This window comes from Caulobacter sp. BE254, from assembly GCF_031457295.1.
Classification (GTDB): Bacteria; Pseudomonadota; Alphaproteobacteria; order Caulobacterales; family Caulobacteraceae; genus Caulobacter.
Genome location: NZ_JAVDWJ010000009.1, coordinates 86,636 through 106,710, shown reverse-complemented (window position 1 = coordinate 106,710; position 20,075 = coordinate 86,636). Strand labels below are relative to the sequence as shown.

Here is a 20,075-nt window from a genome sequence, read left to right as displayed (position 1 = left end):
TGTCCCTGGCCCCTAGCCACGCTCGGAGAACCGGTCATAGGCGTCGATGCGCCGGGCCAGCAGGTCGATCTCGCCGCCGTAGATTTCCTGGCGCAGGAACAAGAGCTCGGCATCCTTGTCGGCCTCGGCGACGTCGACATACCAGCAGCGCGAGGGCACCGTGTCGTCGCCGTTCCAGCGATAGCCGCGGGCCTTGAGCCGGTCCTTCATGGCGAACGGCGAGTTCTCGGCCCAGATCCGCCAGGTCGGAAGGCGCGCCCGCTCCAGCAGGGCGGCCAGGGCCGGAACGCCGCTTCTGGGCAGGTCGGTCGCCAGCAGTTCGATGGCCGCGGCGCAGTCATTGACCGCCCGGTGACGGTCGTAGAAGAACCCGGCCCCGGCGGCCAGCCAAGCCAGCTTTACGCCCTCGTGCCCCTCGGCGGCCCAGTCGACCTGACTCATCGAGCAGGCCCAAGGCTTGGTGCGAAAGACCTCGCAGAACCGCTCGAGGAAGCGGCGGTCGAAAGCGGCGTTGTGGGCGATGACCAGGGCGGCCGGCGCCGCCGCGGCCGCCACGGCGTCCAGGTCCAGGGTCTGGCCCGCGACCATGGCGTCGTCGATGCCGGTCAGGGCGGTGATCTCCGGCGGGATCGGCCGGGCCGGCTGGCGAAAGCCGTGGAAGGCCTCGCCGATCTCGTAGATCCGCCCGTCCATCCCATAGCGGAACGGGACCATGGCCAGTTCGATGATCTCGTCCTGGCGCCAGTCCAGGCCCGTGGTCTCGACATCGACGAACAGCCCCGTGCGGACGACGACGCCGTCGGGGATCGCCACCGGCGGCCGCGGGACCAGCCGGCGCAGCACCCGATAGTCGCCGCTTTCCTGCAGCGCCGCGGCCATCGCTTCCAGATCCAGAGCCGGCTTCTCCATACCGCCCGGCATAGCACTGGAGCCGATTCCCAGGCCAGCCAAGGCCTCATGCGGATCGATCCCCACTTCGCGTTCCGGTCGATTGACTCTCGCCCGCCCATGAGAACAATTAGAGAACAACCTGGACATCCGCCATGCCCCCTCCCCCGCGTCGCGGGCGCCTCGCCGCGCCCGCCGGCCAGCCGCCCCGTGTCTGGCGCAAGAGCATCGAGAAACTGACCCGCCGGCGCGAACGCACCGGCGATCCGACCAGCCGCACCCTCTGCTTCACCTTTCCCGGCGGGCGTCGCGCTTCGCGCAGCAACGTGACCTTCGTCTCGCCCGAACACGTCCCCGAGTTCGACGGCGAGGAGGCCTGGTTCGAGATGGAACTGACAGCGGGCGTCCCGTGGTCCTATTGGCGCGCCGTGCGCCGGGTCGATCCGCCCGCGGCGGGCAAACCCGACGGGACGGCGCGGCGATGAGCGTCCAGCCTAGCCTCTTCGACCTGCCGCCCGCGCCGCGCCGGCCGATGCCGCAAGGCTTCGCCTACCAGCCCGACCTGATCGGCCCCGCCGAAGAGCGCGATCTGGTGCGGCGCTTCGAGGGCCTGGACTTCAAGCCCTACGAGCACCTCGGCTATCTCGGAAACCGGCGCGTCGCCAGCTTCGGCTGGCGGCGGGACGACAGCGGCCAGATGATCGAGACCGGCGAGCCGATCCCCGACTTTCTGCGTCCGCTGCTGGGCAAGGTCGCCGCCTTCACTGGCCTGCCCCGCGACAGCTTCCGCCACGCCCTGGTCACCGAGTACGCCCCCGGCGCCGGCATCGGCTGGCATCGCGACCGGCCGCCGGCCGTGGCCATCGCCGGCGTGTCGCTGGTCTCGCCCTGCAGTTTTCGCCTGCGGCGCAAGGCCGGAGACAAATGGGACAGGGCCACGATCGAGGCCCAACCCCGCTCGGCCTATCTGATGAGCGGGCCTGCCCGCAGCGACTGGCAGCACAGCATCCCGCCGGTCGAGGCGCTGCGCTATTCGGTGACCTTCCGCACGGTGCGCCCCCGCCTCGGCGGCGCTTCTGACGCATACGTGTTGGCCCCTGGCGAAACCCCAAACGGCGCGACAGCGTTGGGGCCGGGGACGGAGGACCCAGCATGATCGAACGAACCTACCAGCAAGGCGACCAGGTGCTGCGCACCGGCGTCAACCTGCCCCATCTGGGCGTCTACAGCGGCCAGGTCTACGAGGTCGAGGACTTCGAGCGCCACCACGCCGAAGGCCTCTATGTCCGCGGCGTGCCCGAAGGCCTGGACCCGGGCAGCTTCCAGCCGATCGAGGCTTGAGGCCCGCCAAGGTCGGCGACGCCCGGTGAAGATCGCCACCTTCAACATCAACAACGTCGTCAAGCGCCTGGACAACCTGATCGACTGGCTGGCCGAGGCCGAGCCGGACGTCGTTTGTCTCCAGGAACTGAAGGCCGAGCAAGGCGTCTTTCCGGCCGCGCCGCTGACCCAGCTGGGCTACAACGCCGTCTGGAAAGGCCAGCGCAGCTGGAACGGGGTCGCGATCCTGGCGCGCGAGGCCGAGCCGATCGTCACCCGCACCGCCCTGCCCGGCGATCCGGCCGACATCCAAGCCCGCTACATCGAGGCGGCGGTCAACGGCGTGCTGGTGGCCAGCCTCTACCTGCCCAACGGCAATCCTCGGCCGGGCCCCAAGTTCGACTACAAGCTGGCCTGGTTCGAGCGCCTGATCGCCCACGCTGAAGACCTGCGATCCAGCGGCGCGCCGGTGGTGCTGGCCGGCGACTACAACGTCGTGCCCACCGAGGCCGATATCTATCAGCCCCACTCGTGGGCCGACGACGCGTTGCTGCAGCCGGGGGTCCGCGCTGCTTATCACCGCCTGCTCGACCAGGGTTGGACCGACGCCCTGCGCCAGCTCCATCCGACCGGCCCGCTCTGGACCTTCTGGGCCTATCTCCGAAACCGCTGGCCGAACGACAAGGGTCTGCGGCTGGACCACCTGCTGCTGACGCCGGATCTCGCCGATCGCCTGGTCGAGGCCGGCGTCGACCGCTGGGCGCGCGGCGAGCAAGAGGCCAGCGACCATGCGCCGACCTGGATCCAGCTCGCCGACTAGCGATCGATGTTCCCCTTTAGTTCCAGATCCGCTAGGCTGCCGCCATGGGCGAGCCCGGGATTCGCAAGATCATCCATATCGACATGGACGCCTTCTATGCGTCGGTCGAACAGCGCGATGATCCCAGCCTGCGCGGCCGGCCACTGGCGGTCGGCCACGGGGCCCGGCGCGGCGTGGTCGCCGCCGCCAGCTACGAGGCGCGCCAGTTCGGCGTCCGCTCGGCCATGCCCTCGACCACCGCCTTGGCCAAGTGCCCGCAGCTGGTGTTCGTGCCGCCGCGCTTTGAGGTCTACAAGGCCGTCTCGCGCCAGATCCACGCGATCTTCGCCGACTACACCGACCTGATCGAACCCCTGTCGCTGGACGAGGCCTATCTCGATGTCACCGCCAACCGCCGCGGCCTGGAGACGGCTTCGGAAACAGCCAGGGAAATCCGCGCCCGGATCCTGGAGACCACCGGCCTGACCGCCTCGGCCGGAGTGTCCTACAACAAGTTCCTGGCCAAGCTCGCCTCGGACCAGAGAAAGCCCAACGGCCAGTTCGTGGTCCCGCCCGGCAAGGGCGAGGCCTTCGTCCAATCCTTGCCGATCGGCCGCTTCCATGGGGTCGGCGCGGTCACCGAGACCAAGATGAAGCGGCTGGGCATCCATACCGGCGAGGACCTGCATCGCCAGAGCCTGGCCTTCCTGCAGCACCATTTCGGCAAGTCGGGACCCTGGTACTACGCCATCGCCCGCGGGCAGGACCACCGGCCGGTCAATCCGGACCGGGTACGCAAGTCGTCGGGCTCGGAGACCACCTTCGACCTGGACCATGTCGCGCCCGAGCCGATCGAGGCCGGCGTCCTGGCCATGGCTGACGACGTCTGGGCCTGGTGTGAGAAGACGAGCGCCCGGGCCCGCACCGTCACCGTCAAGATCAAGTGGGCCGACTTCCAGCAGGCCACGCGCAGCCGCTCCCTGCCCTCGCCGATCACCGACCAGGAGACCCTGCGCCAAACCAGCCTGGATCTGATCCGCTCGGTCTATCCGCCGCGCCTGGGCATCCGCCTGGTGGGCGTGACCCTATCGAACTTCGACCAGGCCATCGCCCTGAAGGACGAACAGCTAGGCCTTGGCCTTGACGTGGCGCCCAGCGGCGTGTCGATGGCCCTCAACCCTGCTTAGGATCCAGACCATGTCGTCCCGCCGTCGCCCCAGCGCCCGGATCCTGACGCCCGCTGGCTGGGCCGGGATCGCGGCGATCATCGGACTGGCAGGCGTGGCCGGCATTACCTTGTTGACGGTGTTCACGCCTCGCTAGGTCCAAGCACCTTGGTGCGACACCACCAACTCGAACCTCCGCGCACTATCCTTCACCCGCCCAGGCCAAAGCCGGCCTGGCGACCGAAACCGCGATCGCCAGAAACGCCCTCGACGGGCTTTAGGCCGGCTTGGCGCCCGGCGTCCCGCACTTGGCGAACTTGCCCTTGGCGTCCTTGCACTTGGTCGGCTTGGCCGGGGCGCTGGCGGCCGGGCATTTGATGAACTTGCCTTTGGCGTCGCGGCATTGGGCGGCGAAGGACGGGCTGGAAACAGCCAGGGTCAGCAGGGCGGCGGCGGCCAGGGCCAGGGTGCGGCGCATCGATCAGTCTCTCCGGTCGGGGAATCCGACGGTCAAGCCTGACTTAGGATCGGTGACGCTTTGATGGCGCCGCACCGCCGCCGCGCCCATCTGCGATCGCCCGGGGCGGACGCTCCTGGAAATATTCGGGACCGCCGCTGCCGGACAGCGCCGCCGCGACCCGCCTGAGTTTGAGGCGGCGCGACCCTCTAGGCCGCGCAGCGGTCCATCGGCTCGAAGGCGGCGATCGCCGACCCCTGCGTCACTTGGCGCGCCACGGGCGCGGTGCTCGGGGCCGGCTTGCGGCGCATCAGCACCACCCCGCCCGCGACCACGGCCAGGGCCGCGACCACAAGACCGACCTGGCCGATATCCAGGCTCGGCAGGACCGACAGGCCCTTGCCGGCCAGATAGCCTGGCGACACCAGGGCGCCGACCCAGACGAAGGCCGAGGCGACATTGGCGATCTGGAAGCTGTGGGTCTTCATCCGCGCCATGCCGGCCATCACCGGCACGAAGGCGCGCAGCGGCCCGAAGAACCGGCCCAGGAAGATCGAGGCGACGCCATAGCGGCGCGAGAACAGGCGCGTGCGGGCGATCGTCCGGCGGTGCGGCCGCAGGAGCGGCAAAGCCAGGACCCCGCCGCCCAGGCGCCGGCCCAGGCCATAGGAGACCGCGTCGCCGAGCGCCGCGCCGGCGACCGACCACAACACCACCGACACCGGGTCCAGGGCGCCGGTGGCGATCAGACCACCGGCCAGCAGCATCAGGGCGGTGGCCGGCACGAAGGCGCCGATCAGCACCAGCGACTCCAGGAAGGTCGCCAAACCAAGCACCAGGCCCGCCCAGGCGCGGTGGTCGGAGATCAGGGCGGACAGCGGGGCGAGATCGAAATGCATGGCGGATTTCCTTGGACCCAACCAACATGGGAAGCCGCGACGCGGTTGCGAGACCGATCGGTATCATCGGGCACTAAAAACGGCCTCTGTGGCCGATCCGCATCAGCAACCAAACGGCGCCAGAGACTCGCCCCCGGCGGGTCTTGCGGCCCCAAGGTGAAACCCCGGTCAGTCTCCATGAACCCCGCCAGCACCGACGCGATCAGCGTGACCGGCTCGGCGACCTTGGTTCCGGTCTCGGCGTCAACGCCCTTACGCTACTGGGTCACCTTCAGAACGGTTCGTCCCTCCCGCCGAGACTTAGGCGGCAAGCAGTCCTCCGCTAGCGCGTCCAGAACACATGCACCTCGTCATGGCCGGTCTCGACCGTGAACACCTCGCCGCCCAACCGGGCGTCACGGGCCATGGCCTCCCAATCGATATAGAGGCGCAAGGCCTCCGGAATGACCGTGGTCTCCTCCACCAGCTCCTGAAAGCAGTCGGCGAGGCTGGAGAACACCCCGCGATATTGCTCGTCCAAGGCGCTCGTCGCCGCCTCCAGATCGCCGCTGAAATGCTCGAGCACCAAGGCGCCGAGATGGCCGCGCTCGCGCAGGAAGCCGGCGATCTCGACGAGGTGGTCGAGGTCGGCATATTCGCGGACCTCGACGCCGCCGAAGTCCTCATGATCGTGAATGGCGTATTCCTCCGCGCCCGCCACCGGCGAGGCGGCCAGCATGGCGGCCACCGCCTCGCGCACGGCCTCGGCGTCATCCTCCACGGCGATCCAGGCGCCATGCAGCCGGCCGCTGTTATAGGCCGCCAGGCAGGCGACATAGATGCGAGGCTCCAGCTTTTCAGCGGCTTGTCCCATCTTCCTCATCCTTCAAGCAGGGGTTCAGCATGAACCCTTGCCCGTCGGCGAGACCGGGGGTGCAAGCGGAGGGGCGGCTTCGCGGGGGCCCGGCTGCAGGGCAAAGCCCGAAGCTGGGCGGAAGGCGATCCGAAGCGCGCCAGGGGCGGAGCCCCAAGCCCCGGGCCGCGGACGCGGCCAGCAAAAACGAAAGACCGCGGACGCCACGACCAGATTTGTCGCAGGACACGGCAAGACTGATGCTCATCATGCGCTCGCGCCCTTTTCGGATCCGGAGTCTCGACCATGGACCAACCCCAGATCGTCCCCTTCCCCACCGGCGATGAGCGCGAGTTCGGCTACGGCGTCGCCAAGGTCACGCTGGGAGCCATTCCCGGGGTTGGCGGAGTCGCGCAGGAACTCCTCGACAAAATGATCGGCAGCCCGCTGCGGCGACGCCAGGAAGCGTGGTTCGCCGAGCTTGGTCTTGCCTTGGCCGATCTCACAGCGCGTGTCGAAGGCCTAGATCCTGAGACCCTCGCGCGCGACGAGGCGTTCGTCTCCACCGTGGCCCGGGCGACCCAGATGGCTCTGGCCAGTCACGGGCAGGTCAAGCGTGAAGCGCTACGCAATGTCGTGCTCAACACCGCTGCGGGCGTACGCCTCGACGAGGTGCTGCTGGGCGCCTTCCTGTCCTATGTCGAGCGCTTCTCCGAGGGCCATTTGAAACTGCTGGCGCTGTTGGCCGACCCGATGGCCGATCCGGCCTATGCAAAAGAGGCTCGGTCGATCGCCTTCGGTGGCTCGATCCACGGGATAATCGCCAAAACCCACCCGGATCTGGGCCAATCGCCTGCCTTACTGGACCGTCTCTACGCTGACCTAGCTCGCGAGGACTTAGTGGGAGGGTCCTTCAAAGCGATGATGACGGGCGGGGGCCTGCAATCGCCCCAGACCACCGAGTACGGCCTGGCCTTCATCGATTTCATTCGCGCGCCGCAAGTCTGACCGAACGCCGCGCTCAGCAAGGTCCGTCATGTCCAAGCCCGCCGATCAGACGCTCGCGCCTTGCACCCCCGTCCTAGCCGGCCCGGCCTAGAACGTCGGCATGCATGAAGCCTACAAGCCATTTCGAAACTATATGCGCCGGTTCGCGCTGGAACCGGCCTTGGTCCATCTGTGGCGTCTAAGCCAACATCTGGAGCACGACGGTCCGCTGCCCGGGGAGATGGGCCCGCCTCCGGAGCGTTGGGCCCAGGGCCGGAAGCTCGGCGGTCATCTCTTCGCCTGGGACCTGGACATCTTGGCGCGCGAGATCGTTCTGAACGCTCAGCCCGCGGGCGCGGTGCTCGAACGCTGGAACGATCTGGCCCCCGCGATCAATCATCTTCGGCGCCTGGACAATGTCGCCACCCAGGCTTTCTTCGCCGATGGCGGCGACGTCATGAGGGAGATGCACCGCCTCGCGCACCGGCAGTTCCCCTGGCAGATGCCACCTAATCGCAACAGCCTGCTGCGCTACATGCGCATCTTCGGCCGCGAGGAGGTCGAGCCCATCGTCTTGCAGCAGACCGGGTTGACGGTTCTTGAGCTCAACCGACTGACCTTCGCGACGTGCGGCCATTTTCTGCGCCGGCCTGGCCTGTCGACGCAGCAGTCCTATGCTGTCCTCGGCCTGGATGCCGAAACCTCGCGGCGGTATTTCGATCGCTTGTCGTCGGATGTGCCGACGCTTAGGGCCGCCGTTCAGAAAGAGCAGCGCTATGACGGCGCCTGGCTCTATGCCTGGAATCCCCTACGCGCGCGGCCGTTGATCCGTTTTGATCCGGTCCACCCCGATCGCGTCCTCTGCCCCATTCCCAGCCTGCTGATGAGGCGCGTCTCCGAAGGCCTCTACTATGACCTGATCGAGGTCCCGGCCTTCGCCAACGCGTTTGGTCGCTCCTTTCAGACTTATGTCGGCGAGATCCTTTCCCTGTCTTGCCCCGCGCCTCGGTTCGAGCTTTTCGAAGAGCGCGAGTACTGGATCGGGAAGAACCGAAAGGACGGCCTCGATTGGATCCTGCAGGACGCGGACGCCACGCTGTTCATCGAATGCAAGACCAGCCGCCTACGCGTCGACGCCAAGGTGTCGTCCGACACCAAGGCGCTTTGCGAGGCGCTCGATCGATTGGCCAAGGCCGTCGCTCAGAACTACAAGAACATCGAGGATGCGCTGGCCGGTCTCACCCACTGGGCGCCCAGCCAAAAGACCCCCTATCCGCTGGTGGTGACCCTGGAAGATTGGTGGGTGTTCAACCCCACGATCTACGGTCTCCTCGACGATGGCGTGCGGCGCCATCTCGCTGAGGCAGGCCTGGACCCGGCCCTTCCCGACAAGAGGCCCTATACGATCGCCTCGGCCGCTGAACTGGAGATCGCCGCGGGCATTATCGCCCAGGTTGGCATCGACCGGTTCATGCGCGAGAAGACCACCAACGAGCACCGGCAATGGGCGGTGTCCCCGTTCGCCGCCAACGTGTTCGAGGGCGTGGACTTGGCAGGCCAGCACCAATTTTTTGAAGCTGAGTGGAACCGCCTGACTCCAGAACAGGGATAGGCGCCGACAGTGGCCGCAACGTCTCCAGCGCTCCCAAATAGCGTTTCCCTGTGAAGCTGGGAAAACGATGTTACGCTATAAAAAAGCTAACGCTGAAGGGACAGTTCGTGAAAATATCCAAGGCGTTCAAGCTTAAGAAAAACCAGTCCGAGCTGGATTTTATCGACGTAGACACCAGCTTCGACTTGAAGTTATTCGTGGATCCTTACGCCATAGAAATAAGCGAAGATCCGTTAGCCCTAGAATTACAAAACTACATCGTCACATATTTTGAAGTTCTACTTGAGACGATCAGATCTGGTAGCGCGAGCGCTGCCGCGTCCCTGACCTCTCACCTCAGCGAACCGCGCGAGACATTCCTCGGCGTCTCAAAGGGAAGCCCAGCAGGTCGGGGCGTGGGGCCTAACCAGGCTCGCCAGATTATTTCGGCTCTCAAGCGCAGCAAGTCCTTTCAGACCGGAACGCTTACGGACCTAGCGGAGACAGAACTTTTCATTGACGGCATCAGTAGCGACAAGCTTTCCGATCTCACAACGAATGTTATTCGATCGCCGCTTGAACGTTACACACTCGAACAGTGCCAGCTCCATGACATACCGACGCATAAAATCGCAATGCCACCATCATGGAATCCGACCAAGGGTCGATGGGAAACGCACTACGCAAATATACCTATAGTTGGAAAATATCCCGTTCTATTCATTCCAAAGGTTTTGGTACGGAGAAAGTTGTCATTAGATAGCCAGGAATTTTATAACCACCACATGTTGAATTTTCTTCAACAGGAGGAAATTAGAACAGGGGGAAGCCTTGTTAATCTCCTCAAGAACGGCACGAAGAAAGTGTATAAATCTGACCTGAAGGAGGTTCATCCTTTCGCAAAGCCAGATTTGGAGGCCTTCGCCCGAGCCAACCCGGACGTCATTGAGCGCTACAAGCAAATTAAAGGCGCCCAAGGCGCATTAACTGCCCGAGATTTCGATGAGGATTTTGTTGAAACCGCATTCGCCCTAGCGCTGAAGGACGGGCTCGCGAAGATCCCAGCGGGGCGAGACCACGCTGATGAATATCACGCGTACATGGTCGGTGTTCTATCTTTCTTGTTCTACCCTCATCTCGTCACACCGAAAAAAGAAGACCCCCTTCACGATGGTCGAAAGCGTATAGACATTACGTACACGAACGCCTCAAAAGATGGGTTCTTTTCTGCAGTTCGCAGCTGGCCTCCTGCATCGACACTGTACCTATTCGTAGAATGTAAGAACTATACCGGCGACGTGAAAAACCCAGAACTTGACCAGTTAAGTAGCCGCTTTGGCCACCAGCGAGGAAATCTCGGCTTCTTGGTCTGTAGGCAAATCCAAGATCGCGTGCTGTTCACGCAGCGCTGCAAGGACACCGCCTCCGACAAGCGCGGCTACGTGATCGCGCTCGATGACAGCGATTTTGCCGTCATGCTCGACCTCGTCGCCCAATTGAAACGCGCCCAGATCTCAGCGTTTCTTGACGCAAAGCTTAGAGCCATTGTTTGATAGAGGTCGGGAGGCTGCGGCGCCCGGAGTCATCTGTCGGCGTTCTGCGCGCTCACTCCAGGGGAAATCATGGCAACGGGACAGGTGGTCTTTGTGTCGCGCAATGGCGGCATGATTGTCGTCCAGCATGGCGATGGCTTCACGCTCGCTGAACTCTTGGGCGATGAAGGGGCCATCTCGGTCGGTGACATACTTACGGCCAACTGGACCGAGGTTGCCGGCGAGACCATCCATGGCCAAACGCAACAGTTCGACGCCTTTTTTGAGGGAAGTTGGGGCAATCCCCGCATCCCGGTAGAAATGGCTATGCGGATCGGCGGCGGATAGGGATTTCTCGCGGCGCTCGCCTTGCCCTTGAGCGATCGTGGATCACGCCTAGGCTTCGCCGGACCCACCCAAGGTCACAGCCCGATCGAGCGACGCCGCCGCCACGATGGCCCGAAACTCGTCCAGGATCTCTGAATGGCGCCCGCGCAAATAGCGCTCGATCTCGCCGTTCCCGATAAGACGAGACAGATAACCCGACGCGATCACCAGGTGCAGCACGTCGTCGCCGTACGAGGTCTCGAGGGCTTTGAAGTCCTGGGTCAGGGACTCCATTTCCCGCTCCATGCGGGCCATCTGGTCGCTGGTCATGCCCCCGACCTTCTTGGGCTTGTTGGCATGAAGGAGATCGGCCTGCCGGGTCGCCGCCAGCAGCGCCTTGGCGTAGGCGGAGGTGAAGTTGCCGGCCGAGATCATCAGTTCGGCCACTTCGATCTGCCGCATCGGCTTCATCTTGCGCAGGGCGTCGAACGACACCGGATTGACCGCGCGGTCCTTCAGCAGTTCGACCACTTCGGGCGTGACGCCCTCCAACAGGCTGCGCCGGCGGCGGATGGCCTTGGCGTCGACATTGAGGGCGCGGGCGAGCTTCTCTTCGGAAACGCCGCGCTCGATGGCGCGAACGATCATGTAATGCTCCTGGATGGTGGCGAGGCGATTGACCCGCTTGTTGTAGGTGAAGGCTTCGTCGTCGTCGGAAATCAGGCAGCGGGTTTCGCGCTCCCCCAGATCCTTTAAAATCGCCAACCGCACATGCCCATCGAGCAGCATGTAGGGTCCGCCACCGGGTGACCGGACGACGACCAACGGCTCGATGACGCCGACCTCGGCGACCGACTGGGCGATGCGCCGAAACTTCACCGACGTCAGGACCTTCTCGGGCGTTTTGCGCATGGGCAGGATTTCGTCGAGCCGAACCGTGACCAGGTCCTGCTCGAAGGCGGCGCGAACGGGAGCCATGTCAGGCCTCGTGCACGCCGAGGCGCTCGGCCAGGGGCTTGGGCAAGGTGTGCATGGCCTCGGCCCGCAGCAGGGTGACGAAATGGTCGTCGTCCAGAAGCCGTCGAAGTCCATTGACCACGAACAGCAGCCGGCTCTGGGCGAGCGACGCCTTCTTGATCAGCAGCTTCTGGCGATCGGTCTCCTTGCGATAGGCCCTCACCAGGGCATCGGCAGTGACCCGAACGCGCCCTGCCCCATGACCGCGCGCGCCGCTGTGACCTGCCTTGCCGCTGGTCTTGCGCTGCTCGATGATCCTACGGATCGCCACCAATTGGTTGCCAGGCAAGGCCTTGTTCTCGTAGGCGTCGGCCAGGGCGCTTTGGACTTCGGCGTCGCCGGCCTTGGCGATCTCCATGGCGATGGTGTGGGGAATGACGCCGCGCTCGACGGCGTTGATCAGCCGGACCTCGCCGTTCTCGAGCAGGAAGACGATCGCCCAGATATATTCGGGGCTGAAGTCGGTCTTGCGGGCGATCTCGCTGACCGAGTAGCCGCGCTCCTTCAGGGCGCCGATCTCATGGACCAGTTCCATGGGGCTGTGCTGGCGACGCGCCAGGTTTTCCACCAGGCTCATGACGAAGCAGTCCTCGACGCTGGCCTCCATGACCACGGCTGGAATGTCGGTTTCGCCCAGCGCCATGAAGGCCTCCAGCCGTCCCTGCCCGCAGATCAGGTCAAAGCCGCCGTCCTCGCGCGGACTGACCGTGATCGGCTTCTTCAGGCCAAGATTGGCGATGCTGGAGACCAGTTCTTGGAAGATGCGCTTGTTGCGCGAGCGCGGATTGAGAACGGTGATCGCCGCGATCGGTACGCGGCGGATATGCTGTTCCTGCTCGCTCATGCCGCGCTCCGCAGGCGAAAGCGCCGCGTCAGATCGAAGAACGGCTCCAGGTCATCGAAGCGGTAGGCGTCGAGGAAGACGCCGTTGTCCTCGGCCAGCTTCAGCCTGGAGGCTTCGCCCAGATCGATCCACGGCAGGAGATACCAGTCGCGCACGGTGGCGTTGTCGGCGTTCATGCGCGCGGCGATGGTGATGTCGGGCCGCAAGCCCGCGTCGAGCCGGATCTTCCAGCGACCACCGCTTGGGGTGGGTGCGCAGCGAGCGATCGCCAGCGAGGCGGTGAACTCCTCGTTGATCGTCATCAAGTCGGTGGCGGGATCGACCCGCACCGCGCCACCCAGGCCGCGGATGGCCCCGAGCGTCTGTTCGACGATCTTCGGGTGCAGGGCCCGCAAGGCGCGGTTGGTCTCTAGATAGCGATAGTCCCGAGGGATCGCATAACCGACCAGTTCATAGGCCCGGACAAGGCTGCCGAACCGATGGCGATAGGTGGAGCTTGAGGGCATGTCCTCGACCTCGTCGATGATCAGCCCCGAGAGACAGCCGCGCTCGCTCAGCAATCCGTTGAGCCGCTCCAGCAACTCCTCATTGGTGAACCGCCGCGTACGCTCCTCGATGATCCGCCGCGCAGCGAGGAAGAAGTCAGGGTCGACGATCGCGTCGAAGGCGCCGTCGCCGCGCACCCAGTGATCGGGCTCGTTGACCACCCGCTTCTTCTTCAGCTTGAAGGAGACGCGATTGTAGACGTTGTTGCCAACGTACTTTTCGTTGCTCAGCACCTGGTGGACGACACCGCGCGTCCAGGCGCGCCCAAGGTCGGTCACCAGACCCTCCTCATTGAGCAGAATGGCGATCTCCCGCTCGGACCGCCGGTGCAGCACGAACATCCGGTAGATACGCTGGACGATCTCGATTTCTTCGGCCGGTCCCGGCGCTAGAACCACCCGGTCGGTCTGCAGGCTCTTCTGCTCACCGCGGTTCAAAACGCCTTTGGGCTGGCGATGCTCGTCGACCAGCACGCGGCGAAGGCCAAAGCCGGCCGGCCCGCCCTGGCGAAAGCCCAGAGTGATCAGCCGGCACTGGCCGGTGAAGACCTTGGCGGAGAGCTCGCGGCTGTACTCGCCCGCCATCGCCCGCTTCATGCTCTTGATGATGGTGGCCGAAAGGCTGCCGTCGTTCTCGAACTGCTCGGCGCAGTAGTGAACGATTATGCCGGCCTCGCGACACTGGAATTCGTAGAAGGCGCTCTCGTCGGCGTCCTGGAAGCGACCCCAGCGGCTGACGTCGTAGACAAGGATCGCCTGGAAGTCGGCTCGGCCGGCCTTCACGTCGGCGATCAGGCCCTTGAGCGCATCGCGCCCGTCCAGCCGCAAGCCGCTCTTGCCCTCGTCGGCATAGGTCTGGACGATCTCAAAGCCTTTGCGCGCGGCGTACCGGGCGATGATCTCGGCCTGGTTCTCGGTCGAGTACTTTTGGTGCTCGGTGCTCATCCGAACGTACTGGGCCGCCCGCACCGTAGCGCCGGCGGGTTTTTCGTCGCCGGTTACATTTTCCATCTGTCTTCAGTCCCCACGCCAAACGTCACCGAGCCGGAGCACCGTGGCTCTGGCTACGACCCTAGGTCGGGGATGGTGGGAATGTCGCGTTCGCAGAAGGACCGAAAACTTCGGTCAGATTCGGGAAAAACTTTTCCACAAAGTCCCGACCCGCACCGCATGGATTTCGTTGAGGCGATCGCCCAAGCGCTGCGGCGCGAGTACGGCCAAAGCCCCGCGGCGGTGAAGGTCGTGGTGCGCCTGACCCGGGCCAACCCGCGCGCTGTCCGTAACTGGTTCGCCGCCAACAATGGCCCCAGCGGCGAAAACCTGGTCGTGCTCCTTCGCCACTCCGAAGAGGTCCTGGAAACCGTCCTCTTCTTGGCCGGCCGCCACGACCTGATCACCGCTCGCAAGCTCGCGGGCGCACGCGAGAAGCTCAAAGAGATGCTGGAAATGATCGATGACCTTCAAGGCAGCTGAGCTACACCGCGCCCCGCCCACTCCCGCTTCGAACTTCGGATACACCTGCGCCAGGACGTCGCCCGCCCTATAACCAAGCTTCAAATATGTTTGGGGGACATCATGTATCGACAGGGCGCGCTCGATAGTCTGTGCGGCGTTTACGCCGTGATCAACAGCACCAAAGCTATGGCGGATCGACGCGGTGTTCGTATCAGTCGAACTCGATGCCGAGATCTCTTCATCGAGCTTTGCGTCGTCCTGGCCGATGGCGGACGCTTGGCTGACGCGATCACACAGGGCACCGGGATCCGGACGTTTCAGCAGATGGTTCGCGCTGCTCACGAATGGACCGCTGAAAACTACGGCCTACGGCTGAAGAGCGTGCGCGCTTTCAACACCCAGCCTGCAGGCTTGGCTGACTATTGGACTCGCGTGCAGGCGCATGCCGAAACGTTCGAAGCAGGTTCGGTTCTCCTCGGAATGGTGGGACGATACGACCACTGGAGCTGCATCCGCTCGATCAGCGAGCGCAGGATCAGCCTGGTCGACTCCGATGGCATCCAACATCTCAATCGCGACCGCTGCACGGTCGCTGCGCCATCCGGTCGCCGCCAACTGATCCTCTGTCCGACCCAAACTTTGTTGGTCTCCGACTAACAGCGAGCAAGGAGCGGTCACGCTCGTTCGGGCGCATCCGCTCGAATGCCAACCGGCGGGGCCGCTTGGCCGTCGAGGCGCCAAGCCCCAAACTGTCAGGCATTTTTCTTCGCTCACTGACCGCCCTACCCGCCCTTCCGGGACGTCATAACCTTCACTGGCTCAGGTCCCAGACTCGGAGCAAAATTCCCGCACCAGAACGGCCGATCTCCAGAAAAACTGCTCGCCCCAACTCAGCTGACTGCAGTAGGAAACTGCAGCATCGAACTTCAGAGGCCAAGCCAATAACTGCACACCCCATCATCATTACGACCTGCACGAACCGCAAGCGGCACGCGCCGGATCCGGACCTCAGCGCACGCGACTTGGCGTCAGGTCTGTCCGAAGAGGTCGGAGTTGCATGGCGTGAACGGCTGTCGGCGGCCAAGCGGCCCTGGACAGCCGGTTCGCTCTATCTGGGCCGCGCTTTCAGTGATGCGACCCAAGCCACCAAGTCCGTCAAGGGGCGTCTCTATATCGTGTCGGCCGGCTTAGGCCTGATCAGCGCCGAAAACTTCGCACCAAGTTATGACCTGACGGTTGCGCCAAACGCCCCGGACTCGATCCTGCGAAAGACCGGCGGTGATGCGCGCGCTTGGTGGTCACAGGTCGAAACCGCTCTGGAGCCCGCGCCGGCGCTGGATGGCGAAGGCTTGATCCTGGCGGCCCTGTCGCGTCCCTACCTGGACATGGTCGCCGACGCCTGGTCGCGCTGGCCCTGCGAACGCCTGGCCCGTTTGCGGCTATTCTCGAAAGAGACACCCAACGGCGATCTGGCTAAGACCTTCGGCCCCGCATGGATGCCGTACGATGATCGGTTGGATCGCTTTGGCGATGGACTCTATGCCGGCACGCAAAGTGACTTCGCCCAACGCGCGCTCAAGCACTTCGTGGACAAGATCGGCGTCGCCCCCAAAGACGTCGCTCTCCATCGCAAGGCGGTCCTGTCCGCGCTCGAGGGTTTGGAGGCGCGTGAGACGCCAGCTCGGGAACGGCTCGACGACACGCAGATCCGGGCATTGATCGCGCGCGACTGGGCGTTGGTGGAGGGGCGATCAGGCGCGATGCTGCGCCACCTGCGCGACAAGCTTGGCGTGGCCTGCGAGCAAGGTCGCTTCAAGCTGCTGTTCCAAGCCGTAGCCAGTCAGCGCGTCGGAGCCCTGCTTTGACCCGCGCACCGGTGCTGTCGGTTCGCGCGCTGCGCACCCGCCAGGGCGCGAGCCTGGACGTGTTCGCCTTCTTCATCCGCGGCGACGAGGTCATGAAGATCGCCGACATCTCGCGCCTTCACCGTGACGAGAACCAGCTGCGCGGCTTCCAGCGCAAAGAGATCAAGAGCCACGTCTCCGAGATCGCCGAATTCCTGAAGAAGGGCGAGGTCCTTTTTCCCAACGCCATCATCCTGGCGCTCTCCAAGGAGGTGGCGTTCAAGCTTTCGCGCGGTCCCGCGCCTCAAGGCGGCACGGACGCTGTGCAAAGCGGCGTGCTGTGCATTCCGCTACGTCCCGAAGGTCAGCGCGCGGCATGGATCGTCGATGGCCAACAGAGATCGCTGGCGCTGTCGAAAGCCAATCAATCGGACCTGCTAGTGCCGATCGTCGCCTTCGTTTCGTCCGATCTTGAGGTGCAGCGCGAGCAGTTCATCCTGGTCAACAAGGCCAAACCCCTCCCCTCGCGCCTGATCGACGAGTTGCTGCCCGAGGTCAGCGTCGACCTGCCTCGTGATCTGGCCCCCCGCCTCATTCCCAGCGTGCTCTGCAACGCGCTCAACCAAGACCCTGTCTCGCCCTTCCACAAGATGATCAAGCGAGAGTCGGAGGCGGGCGTGGCCGGCCCTGTCATCACCGACACGCCCCTGATGAGCGCGCTGCAATCCAACCTTCGGCCCGGCGGCGCCCTGGGATCCTATCGCACCGCCGACGGCGTTGATCTGCCCAGCATGCTGCAAGCGCTGCATATCTATTGGGGCGCGGTCAGGACAATCTTCGGCGAAGCCTGGGGTCGGCCGGCTCAGGAAAGCCGTCTGACCCACTCGGTCGGCGTGCGGGTCATGGGCGCGTTGATGGACCCGATCTGGACCCGCGCCGACGCGTCCCTTGATCCTCGCGCCGACGTCGCCGCGTCTCTGGCCCGCCTGGCTCCCCATTGCCGCTGGACCAGCGGCGTATGGGAGGAGCTGGGTTGGGCGTGGGACGACCCGCAAAGCACCAGCAAGCATATCAAAGGGCTCACGGACTACCTGCTGCGCCTCGACCGAGAACTCTCCAGGGCCAGCCGATGAAGTTCATTTTTGCCGACAGCCTCGACTTTGTCGATCCGGGCTATGACTTCGTCAACGATCGCAACACGCCCAATCGCAAGCCGTATTGGGACGACGCATATCCCCATGAGATCATGGGCTATGCGCCCTATGACGGCGTGCTGGTTTCGCGCGGCATCGTTGGCGATCACCGGATCAAGGGCAAGTACACCGAAAGCCAGGCCATGCGCTTTCGTCGGGTGGGCGTGCGCGAGTTCATGCGGCTGGACAAGCCGCAGTTCGCCAATCTGGCGCTGTTCGGCGACTGCGGCGCTTTCACCTATGTCGCCCAGGACGTGCCGCCCTATACCCCTGGCGACACCGCAGAGTTCTACGATGACTGCGGCTTCACCCACGGCTGCTCGGTCGACCACATCATCTTCGACTATGACGAGACCCTGGTGGGGTTCGCGGGCGGCTCGGCGGAAGCCAAGCGCCGCTATGACATCACGCTGGAGAACGCCGACGTTTTCTGGCGCGAAACACGCGACATGAAGCGCTTTACGCCACTCGGCGTCGTCCAAGGCTGGTCTCCCAACAGCATGGCCGAAGCGGCGCGTTCACTGGTGGCGATGGGCTACACCTATCTGGCGATCGGGGGGATGGTGCCCCTCAAGTCCGAGCAGATCAAAACGTGTCTGGCGGCCATTCGCGCGGCGATCCCGGCCAGCACGCGGCTCCACATCCTGGGCTTTGCCAAGGCCAACGAGATCGACTCGTTCGGCGCCTACAACATCACCAGCTTCGACACGACCTCGCCGCTGATCCGCGCCTTCAAGGACGCCAAGCAGAACTACTTCCTGCGCGATGACGATGGCCAAGGCGCGCTGCGCTACTACACAGCCATCCGGGTGCCACAGGCGATCGAGAACCCGCGCCTGACGCGGCTGATCAAGCAAGGGACCTTCAAGGCCGAGGACCTCTCGAAACTCGAAGTGGAGTCTCTGGCGGCGCTGCGCGCCTTCGACAAAGGCGAGCGCGATCTGGAGAGCGTGCTGGAGCCAGTGCTGAAGTACAACGCCATCATCGCCACCGACCAAGCCTACGAGGCCGTGCGTCACACAGCGGTCATGCAGCGGCTGGAATCGGCGTATCGGGAGACCCTGACCAAGCGTCCCTGGAAGGCTTGCGGCTGCCCCATCTGCAGCCAGGCCGGCATCGAGGTGATGCTGTTTCGGGCGAGCAATCGCAACAAGCGGCGGGGGATTCATAACCTCGCTGTCTACAAAACCTTGATCGACGATCTTACGAGCCTTGCGGGCGACGCCGAATGACCAAGCTATCCTTCACCGCCGTAAGGGCCAAGCAAAGCCCCGAGCACGAGGTTCTAACCTTCGCGGCCACGGCCAGCGATATCCTGAAGTTCGCCCAGATCGAGCGTGTCTCCCGTGACGCGCAAGGCGACCTGTTCGGCTTCCAGCGCCCGCAGATCGCCGGCCACATCCGCGAGATCCAGGACTATCTGGCCAAACCGGATTCGATCCTGCCCAACGCGGTGGTCGTGGCCTTCACCGACCGTGTGGAGGTGGAAGACCTCGGCTCGGGCGTCGTCAAGATCACCATTGACATGACGGGCGGTGCGCCAGGCCTGGTTGTTGACGGCCAACAGCGCCTCTCGGCGCTGACGGCCACGCAACGCGAAGATTTCCAGGTCTTCGTGGCCGCCATGGTTTGCCGTGACGAGGCCGAACTGCGCCGCCAGTTCGTGCTGATCAACAACACGCGTCCACTGCCTAAATCGCTGATCTATGAGCTGCTGCCCACGGTGAAGGGCCTACCCAACCGCATGGAGGTCCGCTCGACCGCCGCGGCGCTCACCGCCCGCCTGAACTATTCGGACATCTCTTCCCTCAAGGGTATGATCCGCCAGCACACCAACCCGGCGGGGACGATCGTCGACACCTCGGTGCAGCGGGTGCTGATGGCCTCGCTCAGCGACGGGATCATGCGTGATCTGGTTCAAGAGAACACTGGCGAGCGCAAGTGCATGGTCCTGGCCAGCGAGTTCTTCAGAGCCGTCGCTCACGTGTTCAAGGACGACTGGATCGCCCACAAGCCCACGACCTCACGCCTGGTGCACAGCGCCGGTATCCAGGCCATGGGCTATGTCATGGAGACCCTGGCTTCGCTCGACGGCGCGCGCACTTGGACCGATTTCGCGACCGGCCTGCGCTGCCTGGAAGGCAAAACGGCTTGGACGAAAGGATCCTGGAACTTCGGCGAAGGCGACGTTCGTCCTTGGAACGGCGTCCAGAACGTCAATCGCGACATCCTCACCCTGACCCACTACCTGACCTCGATCGTCCGCGCCGACATCAAACGCCGGGCGGGCGCGCTGGCTGACAGCGATCAAGGCGCGCTCCTGGAAACCGCCGACTCATGATCTGCTCAAGCGCGGGCCTGGCTTGCGCGTCCCTCAAG

At 64.4% G+C, this 20,075-nt stretch carries 23 protein-coding genes and 1 pseudogene; 16 read left to right on the top strand and 8 right to left on the bottom strand.

The genetic code is table 11. The features are described 5' to 3' along the window. Positions 1–12 precede the first annotated feature (12 nt). Positions 13–909 (bottom strand): 3'-5' exonuclease, encoded by an 897-nt coding sequence (locus tag J2X41_RS16755; protein ID WP_310083237.1) that lies wholly within the window; start codon positions 907–909, stop codon positions 13–15. Positions 910–1,043: 134 nt separating this feature from the next. Here J2X41_RS16755 and J2X41_RS16750 point away from each other — a divergent pair, with 134 nt between their 5' ends. The 6 genes from J2X41_RS16750 to J2X41_RS16725 are packed head-to-tail and all read left to right on the top strand — an operon-like array spanning position 1,044 to position 4,330. Next, positions 1,044–1,373 carry a hypothetical protein gene (locus J2X41_RS16750; RefSeq protein ID WP_310083236.1) on the top strand — a complete coding sequence of 110 codons (330 nt, stop codon included), beginning with the start codon at positions 1,044–1,046 and terminating at the stop codon, positions 1,371–1,373. Further along, positions 1,370–2,044, top strand: coding sequence for an alpha-ketoglutarate-dependent dioxygenase AlkB (locus J2X41_RS16745; RefSeq protein ID WP_310083235.1), 675 nt, complete (start codon positions 1,370–1,372; stop codon positions 2,042–2,044). The genes J2X41_RS16750 and J2X41_RS16745 overlap by 4 nt, the downstream gene beginning before the upstream one ends. Further along, positions 2,041–2,229 (top strand): hypothetical protein, encoded by a 189-nt coding sequence (locus J2X41_RS16740; RefSeq protein ID WP_310083234.1) that lies wholly within the window; start codon positions 2,041–2,043, stop codon positions 2,227–2,229. Before J2X41_RS16745 ends, J2X41_RS16740 begins: the two co-directional genes overlap by 4 nt. Before the next feature lie 25 nt (positions 2,230–2,254). Continuing rightward, the gene (locus J2X41_RS16735) at positions 2,255–3,028 is read left to right on the top strand and encodes an exodeoxyribonuclease III (RefSeq protein ID WP_310083232.1); all 774 of its coding nucleotides are present in this window, start codon (positions 2,255–2,257) and stop codon (positions 3,026–3,028) included. 44 nt (positions 3,029–3,072) lie between these two features. Then, complete coding sequence (gene dinB / locus J2X41_RS16730; RefSeq protein ID WP_310083230.1) at positions 3,073–4,194, top strand: DNA polymerase IV; 1,122 nt, start codon at positions 3,073–3,075, stop codon at positions 4,192–4,194. Between the two features lie 10 nt (positions 4,195–4,204). Continuing rightward, the gene (locus tag J2X41_RS16725) at positions 4,205–4,330 is read left to right on the top strand and encodes a hypothetical protein (RefSeq protein ID WP_310083228.1); all 126 of its coding nucleotides are present in this window, start codon (positions 4,205–4,207) and stop codon (positions 4,328–4,330) included. Between the two features lie 120 nt (positions 4,331–4,450). On the opposite strand, the gene J2X41_RS16720 is transcribed toward J2X41_RS16725, so the two are convergent. From J2X41_RS16720 to J2X41_RS16705, 4 genes and pseudogenes are all read right to left on the bottom strand, one after another. After that, entirely contained in the window at positions 4,451–4,651 is a 201-nt protein-coding gene (locus J2X41_RS16720; protein ID WP_028040524.1) for a hypothetical protein, read from the bottom strand. Positions 4,652–4,839: 188 nt separating this feature from the next. After that, positions 4,840–5,529: a DedA family protein gene (locus tag J2X41_RS16715; protein WP_310083226.1), complete on the bottom strand. Its 690-nt coding sequence runs from the start codon at positions 5,527–5,529 to the stop codon at positions 4,840–4,842. Continuing rightward, positions 5,496–5,759 (bottom strand): annotated as a pseudogene (locus tag J2X41_RS16710) (hypothetical protein); the annotation flags it as partial. The gene J2X41_RS16715 and the pseudogene J2X41_RS16710, both read right to left, overlap by 34 nt. 92 nt (positions 5,760–5,851) lie before the next feature. Further along, entirely contained in the window at positions 5,852–6,382 is a 531-nt protein-coding gene (locus J2X41_RS16705; RefSeq protein WP_310083224.1) for an antirestriction protein ArdA, read from the bottom strand. A gap of 285 nt (positions 6,383–6,667) precedes the next feature. Between J2X41_RS16705 and J2X41_RS16700 the strand changes: the two genes are divergently transcribed. The 4 genes from J2X41_RS16700 (at position 6,668) to J2X41_RS16685 (ending at position 10,819) form a co-directional block, all read left to right on the top strand. After that, positions 6,668–7,369, top strand: coding sequence for a hypothetical protein (locus J2X41_RS16700; protein ID WP_310083222.1), 702 nt, complete (start codon positions 6,668–6,670; stop codon positions 7,367–7,369). Positions 7,370–7,469: 100 nt separating this feature from the next. Next, positions 7,470–8,960 (top strand): hypothetical protein, encoded by a 1,491-nt coding sequence (locus J2X41_RS16695; RefSeq protein WP_310083221.1) that lies wholly within the window; start codon positions 7,470–7,472, stop codon positions 8,958–8,960. 107 nt (positions 8,961–9,067) lie between these two features. Further along, the gene (locus J2X41_RS16690; protein ID WP_310083220.1) at positions 9,068–10,492 is read left to right on the top strand and encodes a hypothetical protein; all 1,425 of its coding nucleotides are present in this window, start codon (positions 9,068–9,070) and stop codon (positions 10,490–10,492) included. 69 nt (positions 10,493–10,561) lie between these two features. Then, on the top strand, positions 10,562–10,819 hold the full coding sequence (locus J2X41_RS16685; protein WP_310083219.1) for a hypothetical protein: 258 nt from the start codon (positions 10,562–10,564) through the stop codon (positions 10,817–10,819). A 48-nt stretch (positions 10,820–10,867) separates the two neighbouring features. On the opposite strand, the gene J2X41_RS16680 is transcribed toward J2X41_RS16685, so the two are convergent. The 3 genes from J2X41_RS16680 to J2X41_RS16670 are packed head-to-tail and all read right to left on the bottom strand — an operon-like array spanning position 10,868 to position 14,215. After that, complete coding sequence (locus tag J2X41_RS16680; protein ID WP_310083217.1) at positions 10,868–11,776, bottom strand: plasmid partitioning protein RepB C-terminal domain-containing protein; 909 nt, start codon at positions 11,774–11,776, stop codon at positions 10,868–10,870. A gap of 1 nt (position 11,777) precedes the next feature. After that, positions 11,778–12,659, bottom strand: coding sequence for a plasmid partitioning protein RepB C-terminal domain-containing protein (locus tag J2X41_RS16675; RefSeq protein ID WP_310083216.1), 882 nt, complete (start codon positions 12,657–12,659; stop codon positions 11,778–11,780). After that, positions 12,656–14,215 (bottom strand): recombinase family protein, encoded by a 1,560-nt coding sequence (locus tag J2X41_RS16670; RefSeq protein ID WP_310083214.1) that lies wholly within the window; start codon positions 14,213–14,215, stop codon positions 12,656–12,658. Before J2X41_RS16670 ends, J2X41_RS16675 begins: the two co-directional genes overlap by 4 nt. Positions 14,216–14,296: 81 nt before the next feature. Here J2X41_RS16670 and J2X41_RS16665 point away from each other — a divergent pair, with 81 nt between their 5' ends. The 6 genes from J2X41_RS16665 (at position 14,297) to dbpB (J2X41_RS16640) (ending at position 20,037) form a co-directional block, all read left to right on the top strand. Continuing rightward, the gene (locus J2X41_RS16665) at positions 14,297–14,677 is read left to right on the top strand and encodes a hypothetical protein (RefSeq protein ID WP_310083212.1); all 381 of its coding nucleotides are present in this window, start codon (positions 14,297–14,299) and stop codon (positions 14,675–14,677) included. A gap of 102 nt (positions 14,678–14,779) precedes the next feature. Continuing rightward, positions 14,780–15,316, top strand: coding sequence for a hypothetical protein (locus J2X41_RS16660; RefSeq protein ID WP_310083210.1), 537 nt, complete (start codon positions 14,780–14,782; stop codon positions 15,314–15,316). Between the two features lie 365 nt (positions 15,317–15,681). Beyond that, positions 15,682–16,524 (top strand): hypothetical protein, encoded by an 843-nt coding sequence (locus tag J2X41_RS16655; protein WP_310083208.1) that lies wholly within the window; start codon positions 15,682–15,684, stop codon positions 16,522–16,524. Further along, positions 16,521–17,636 carry a DGQHR domain-containing protein DpdB gene (gene dbpB, locus J2X41_RS16650; protein WP_310083205.1) on the top strand — a complete coding sequence of 372 codons (1,116 nt, stop codon included), beginning with the start codon at positions 16,521–16,523 and terminating at the stop codon, positions 17,634–17,636. Before J2X41_RS16655 ends, dbpB (J2X41_RS16650) begins: the two co-directional genes overlap by 4 nt. Then, on the top strand, positions 17,543–18,928 hold the full coding sequence (dpdA, locus tag J2X41_RS16645; protein ID WP_310083203.1) for a tRNA-guanine transglycosylase DpdA: 1,386 nt from the start codon (positions 17,543–17,545) through the stop codon (positions 18,926–18,928). Before dbpB (J2X41_RS16650) ends, dpdA begins: the two co-directional genes overlap by 94 nt. Further along, the gene (gene dbpB / locus J2X41_RS16640) at positions 18,925–20,037 is read left to right on the top strand and encodes a DGQHR domain-containing protein DpdB (RefSeq protein ID WP_310083200.1); all 1,113 of its coding nucleotides are present in this window, start codon (positions 18,925–18,927) and stop codon (positions 20,035–20,037) included. Before dpdA ends, dbpB (J2X41_RS16640) begins: the two co-directional genes overlap by 4 nt. Positions 20,038–20,075 lie beyond the last annotated feature (38 nt).

What these genes read in the sequence shown, in the direction of transcription:
- J2X41_RS16755 (WP_310083237.1), bottom strand. Translation starts at nt 909, where the DNA reads ATGGAGAAGCCGGCTCTGGATCTGGAAGCGATGGCCGCGGCGCTGCAG.
- J2X41_RS16750 (WP_310083236.1), top strand. Translation starts at nt 1,044, where the DNA reads ATGCCCCCTCCCCCGCGTCGCGGGCGCCTCGCCGCGCCCGCCGGCCAG.
- J2X41_RS16745 (WP_310083235.1), top strand. Translation starts at nt 1,370, where the DNA reads ATGAGCGTCCAGCCTAGCCTCTTCGACCTGCCGCCCGCGCCGCGCCGG.
- J2X41_RS16740 (WP_310083234.1), top strand. Translation starts at nt 2,041, where the DNA reads ATGATCGAACGAACCTACCAGCAAGGCGACCAGGTGCTGCGCACCGGC.
- dinB (WP_310083230.1), top strand. Translation starts at nt 3,073, where the DNA reads ATGGGCGAGCCCGGGATTCGCAAGATCATCCATATCGACATGGACGCC.
- J2X41_RS16725 (WP_310083228.1), top strand. Translation starts at nt 4,205, where the DNA reads ATGTCGTCCCGCCGTCGCCCCAGCGCCCGGATCCTGACGCCCGCTGGC.
- J2X41_RS16720 (WP_028040524.1), bottom strand. Translation starts at nt 4,651, where the DNA reads ATGCGCCGCACCCTGGCCCTGGCCGCCGCCGCCCTGCTGACCCTGGCT.
- J2X41_RS16715 (WP_310083226.1), bottom strand. Translation starts at nt 5,529, where the DNA reads ATGCATTTCGATCTCGCCCCGCTGTCCGCCCTGATCTCCGACCACCGC.
- J2X41_RS16705 (WP_310083224.1), bottom strand. Translation starts at nt 6,382, where the DNA reads ATGGGACAAGCCGCTGAAAAGCTGGAGCCTCGCATCTATGTCGCCTGC.
- J2X41_RS16700 (WP_310083222.1), top strand. Translation starts at nt 6,668, where the DNA reads ATGGACCAACCCCAGATCGTCCCCTTCCCCACCGGCGATGAGCGCGAG.
- J2X41_RS16695 (WP_310083221.1), top strand. Translation starts at nt 7,470, where the DNA reads ATGCATGAAGCCTACAAGCCATTTCGAAACTATATGCGCCGGTTCGCG.
- J2X41_RS16685 (WP_310083219.1), top strand. Translation starts at nt 10,562, where the DNA reads ATGGCAACGGGACAGGTGGTCTTTGTGTCGCGCAATGGCGGCATGATT.
- J2X41_RS16680 (WP_310083217.1), bottom strand. Translation starts at nt 11,776, where the DNA reads ATGGCTCCCGTTCGCGCCGCCTTCGAGCAGGACCTGGTCACGGTTCGG.
- J2X41_RS16675 (WP_310083216.1), bottom strand. Translation starts at nt 12,659, where the DNA reads ATGAGCGAGCAGGAACAGCATATCCGCCGCGTACCGATCGCGGCGATC.
- J2X41_RS16670 (WP_310083214.1), bottom strand. Translation starts at nt 14,215, where the DNA reads ATGGAAAATGTAACCGGCGACGAAAAACCCGCCGGCGCTACGGTGCGG.
- J2X41_RS16665 (WP_310083212.1), top strand. Translation starts at nt 14,297, where the DNA reads ATGTCGCGTTCGCAGAAGGACCGAAAACTTCGGTCAGATTCGGGAAAA.
- J2X41_RS16660 (WP_310083210.1), top strand. Translation starts at nt 14,780, where the DNA reads ATGTATCGACAGGGCGCGCTCGATAGTCTGTGCGGCGTTTACGCCGTG.
- dbpB (WP_310083200.1), top strand. Translation starts at nt 18,925, where the DNA reads ATGACCAAGCTATCCTTCACCGCCGTAAGGGCCAAGCAAAGCCCCGAG.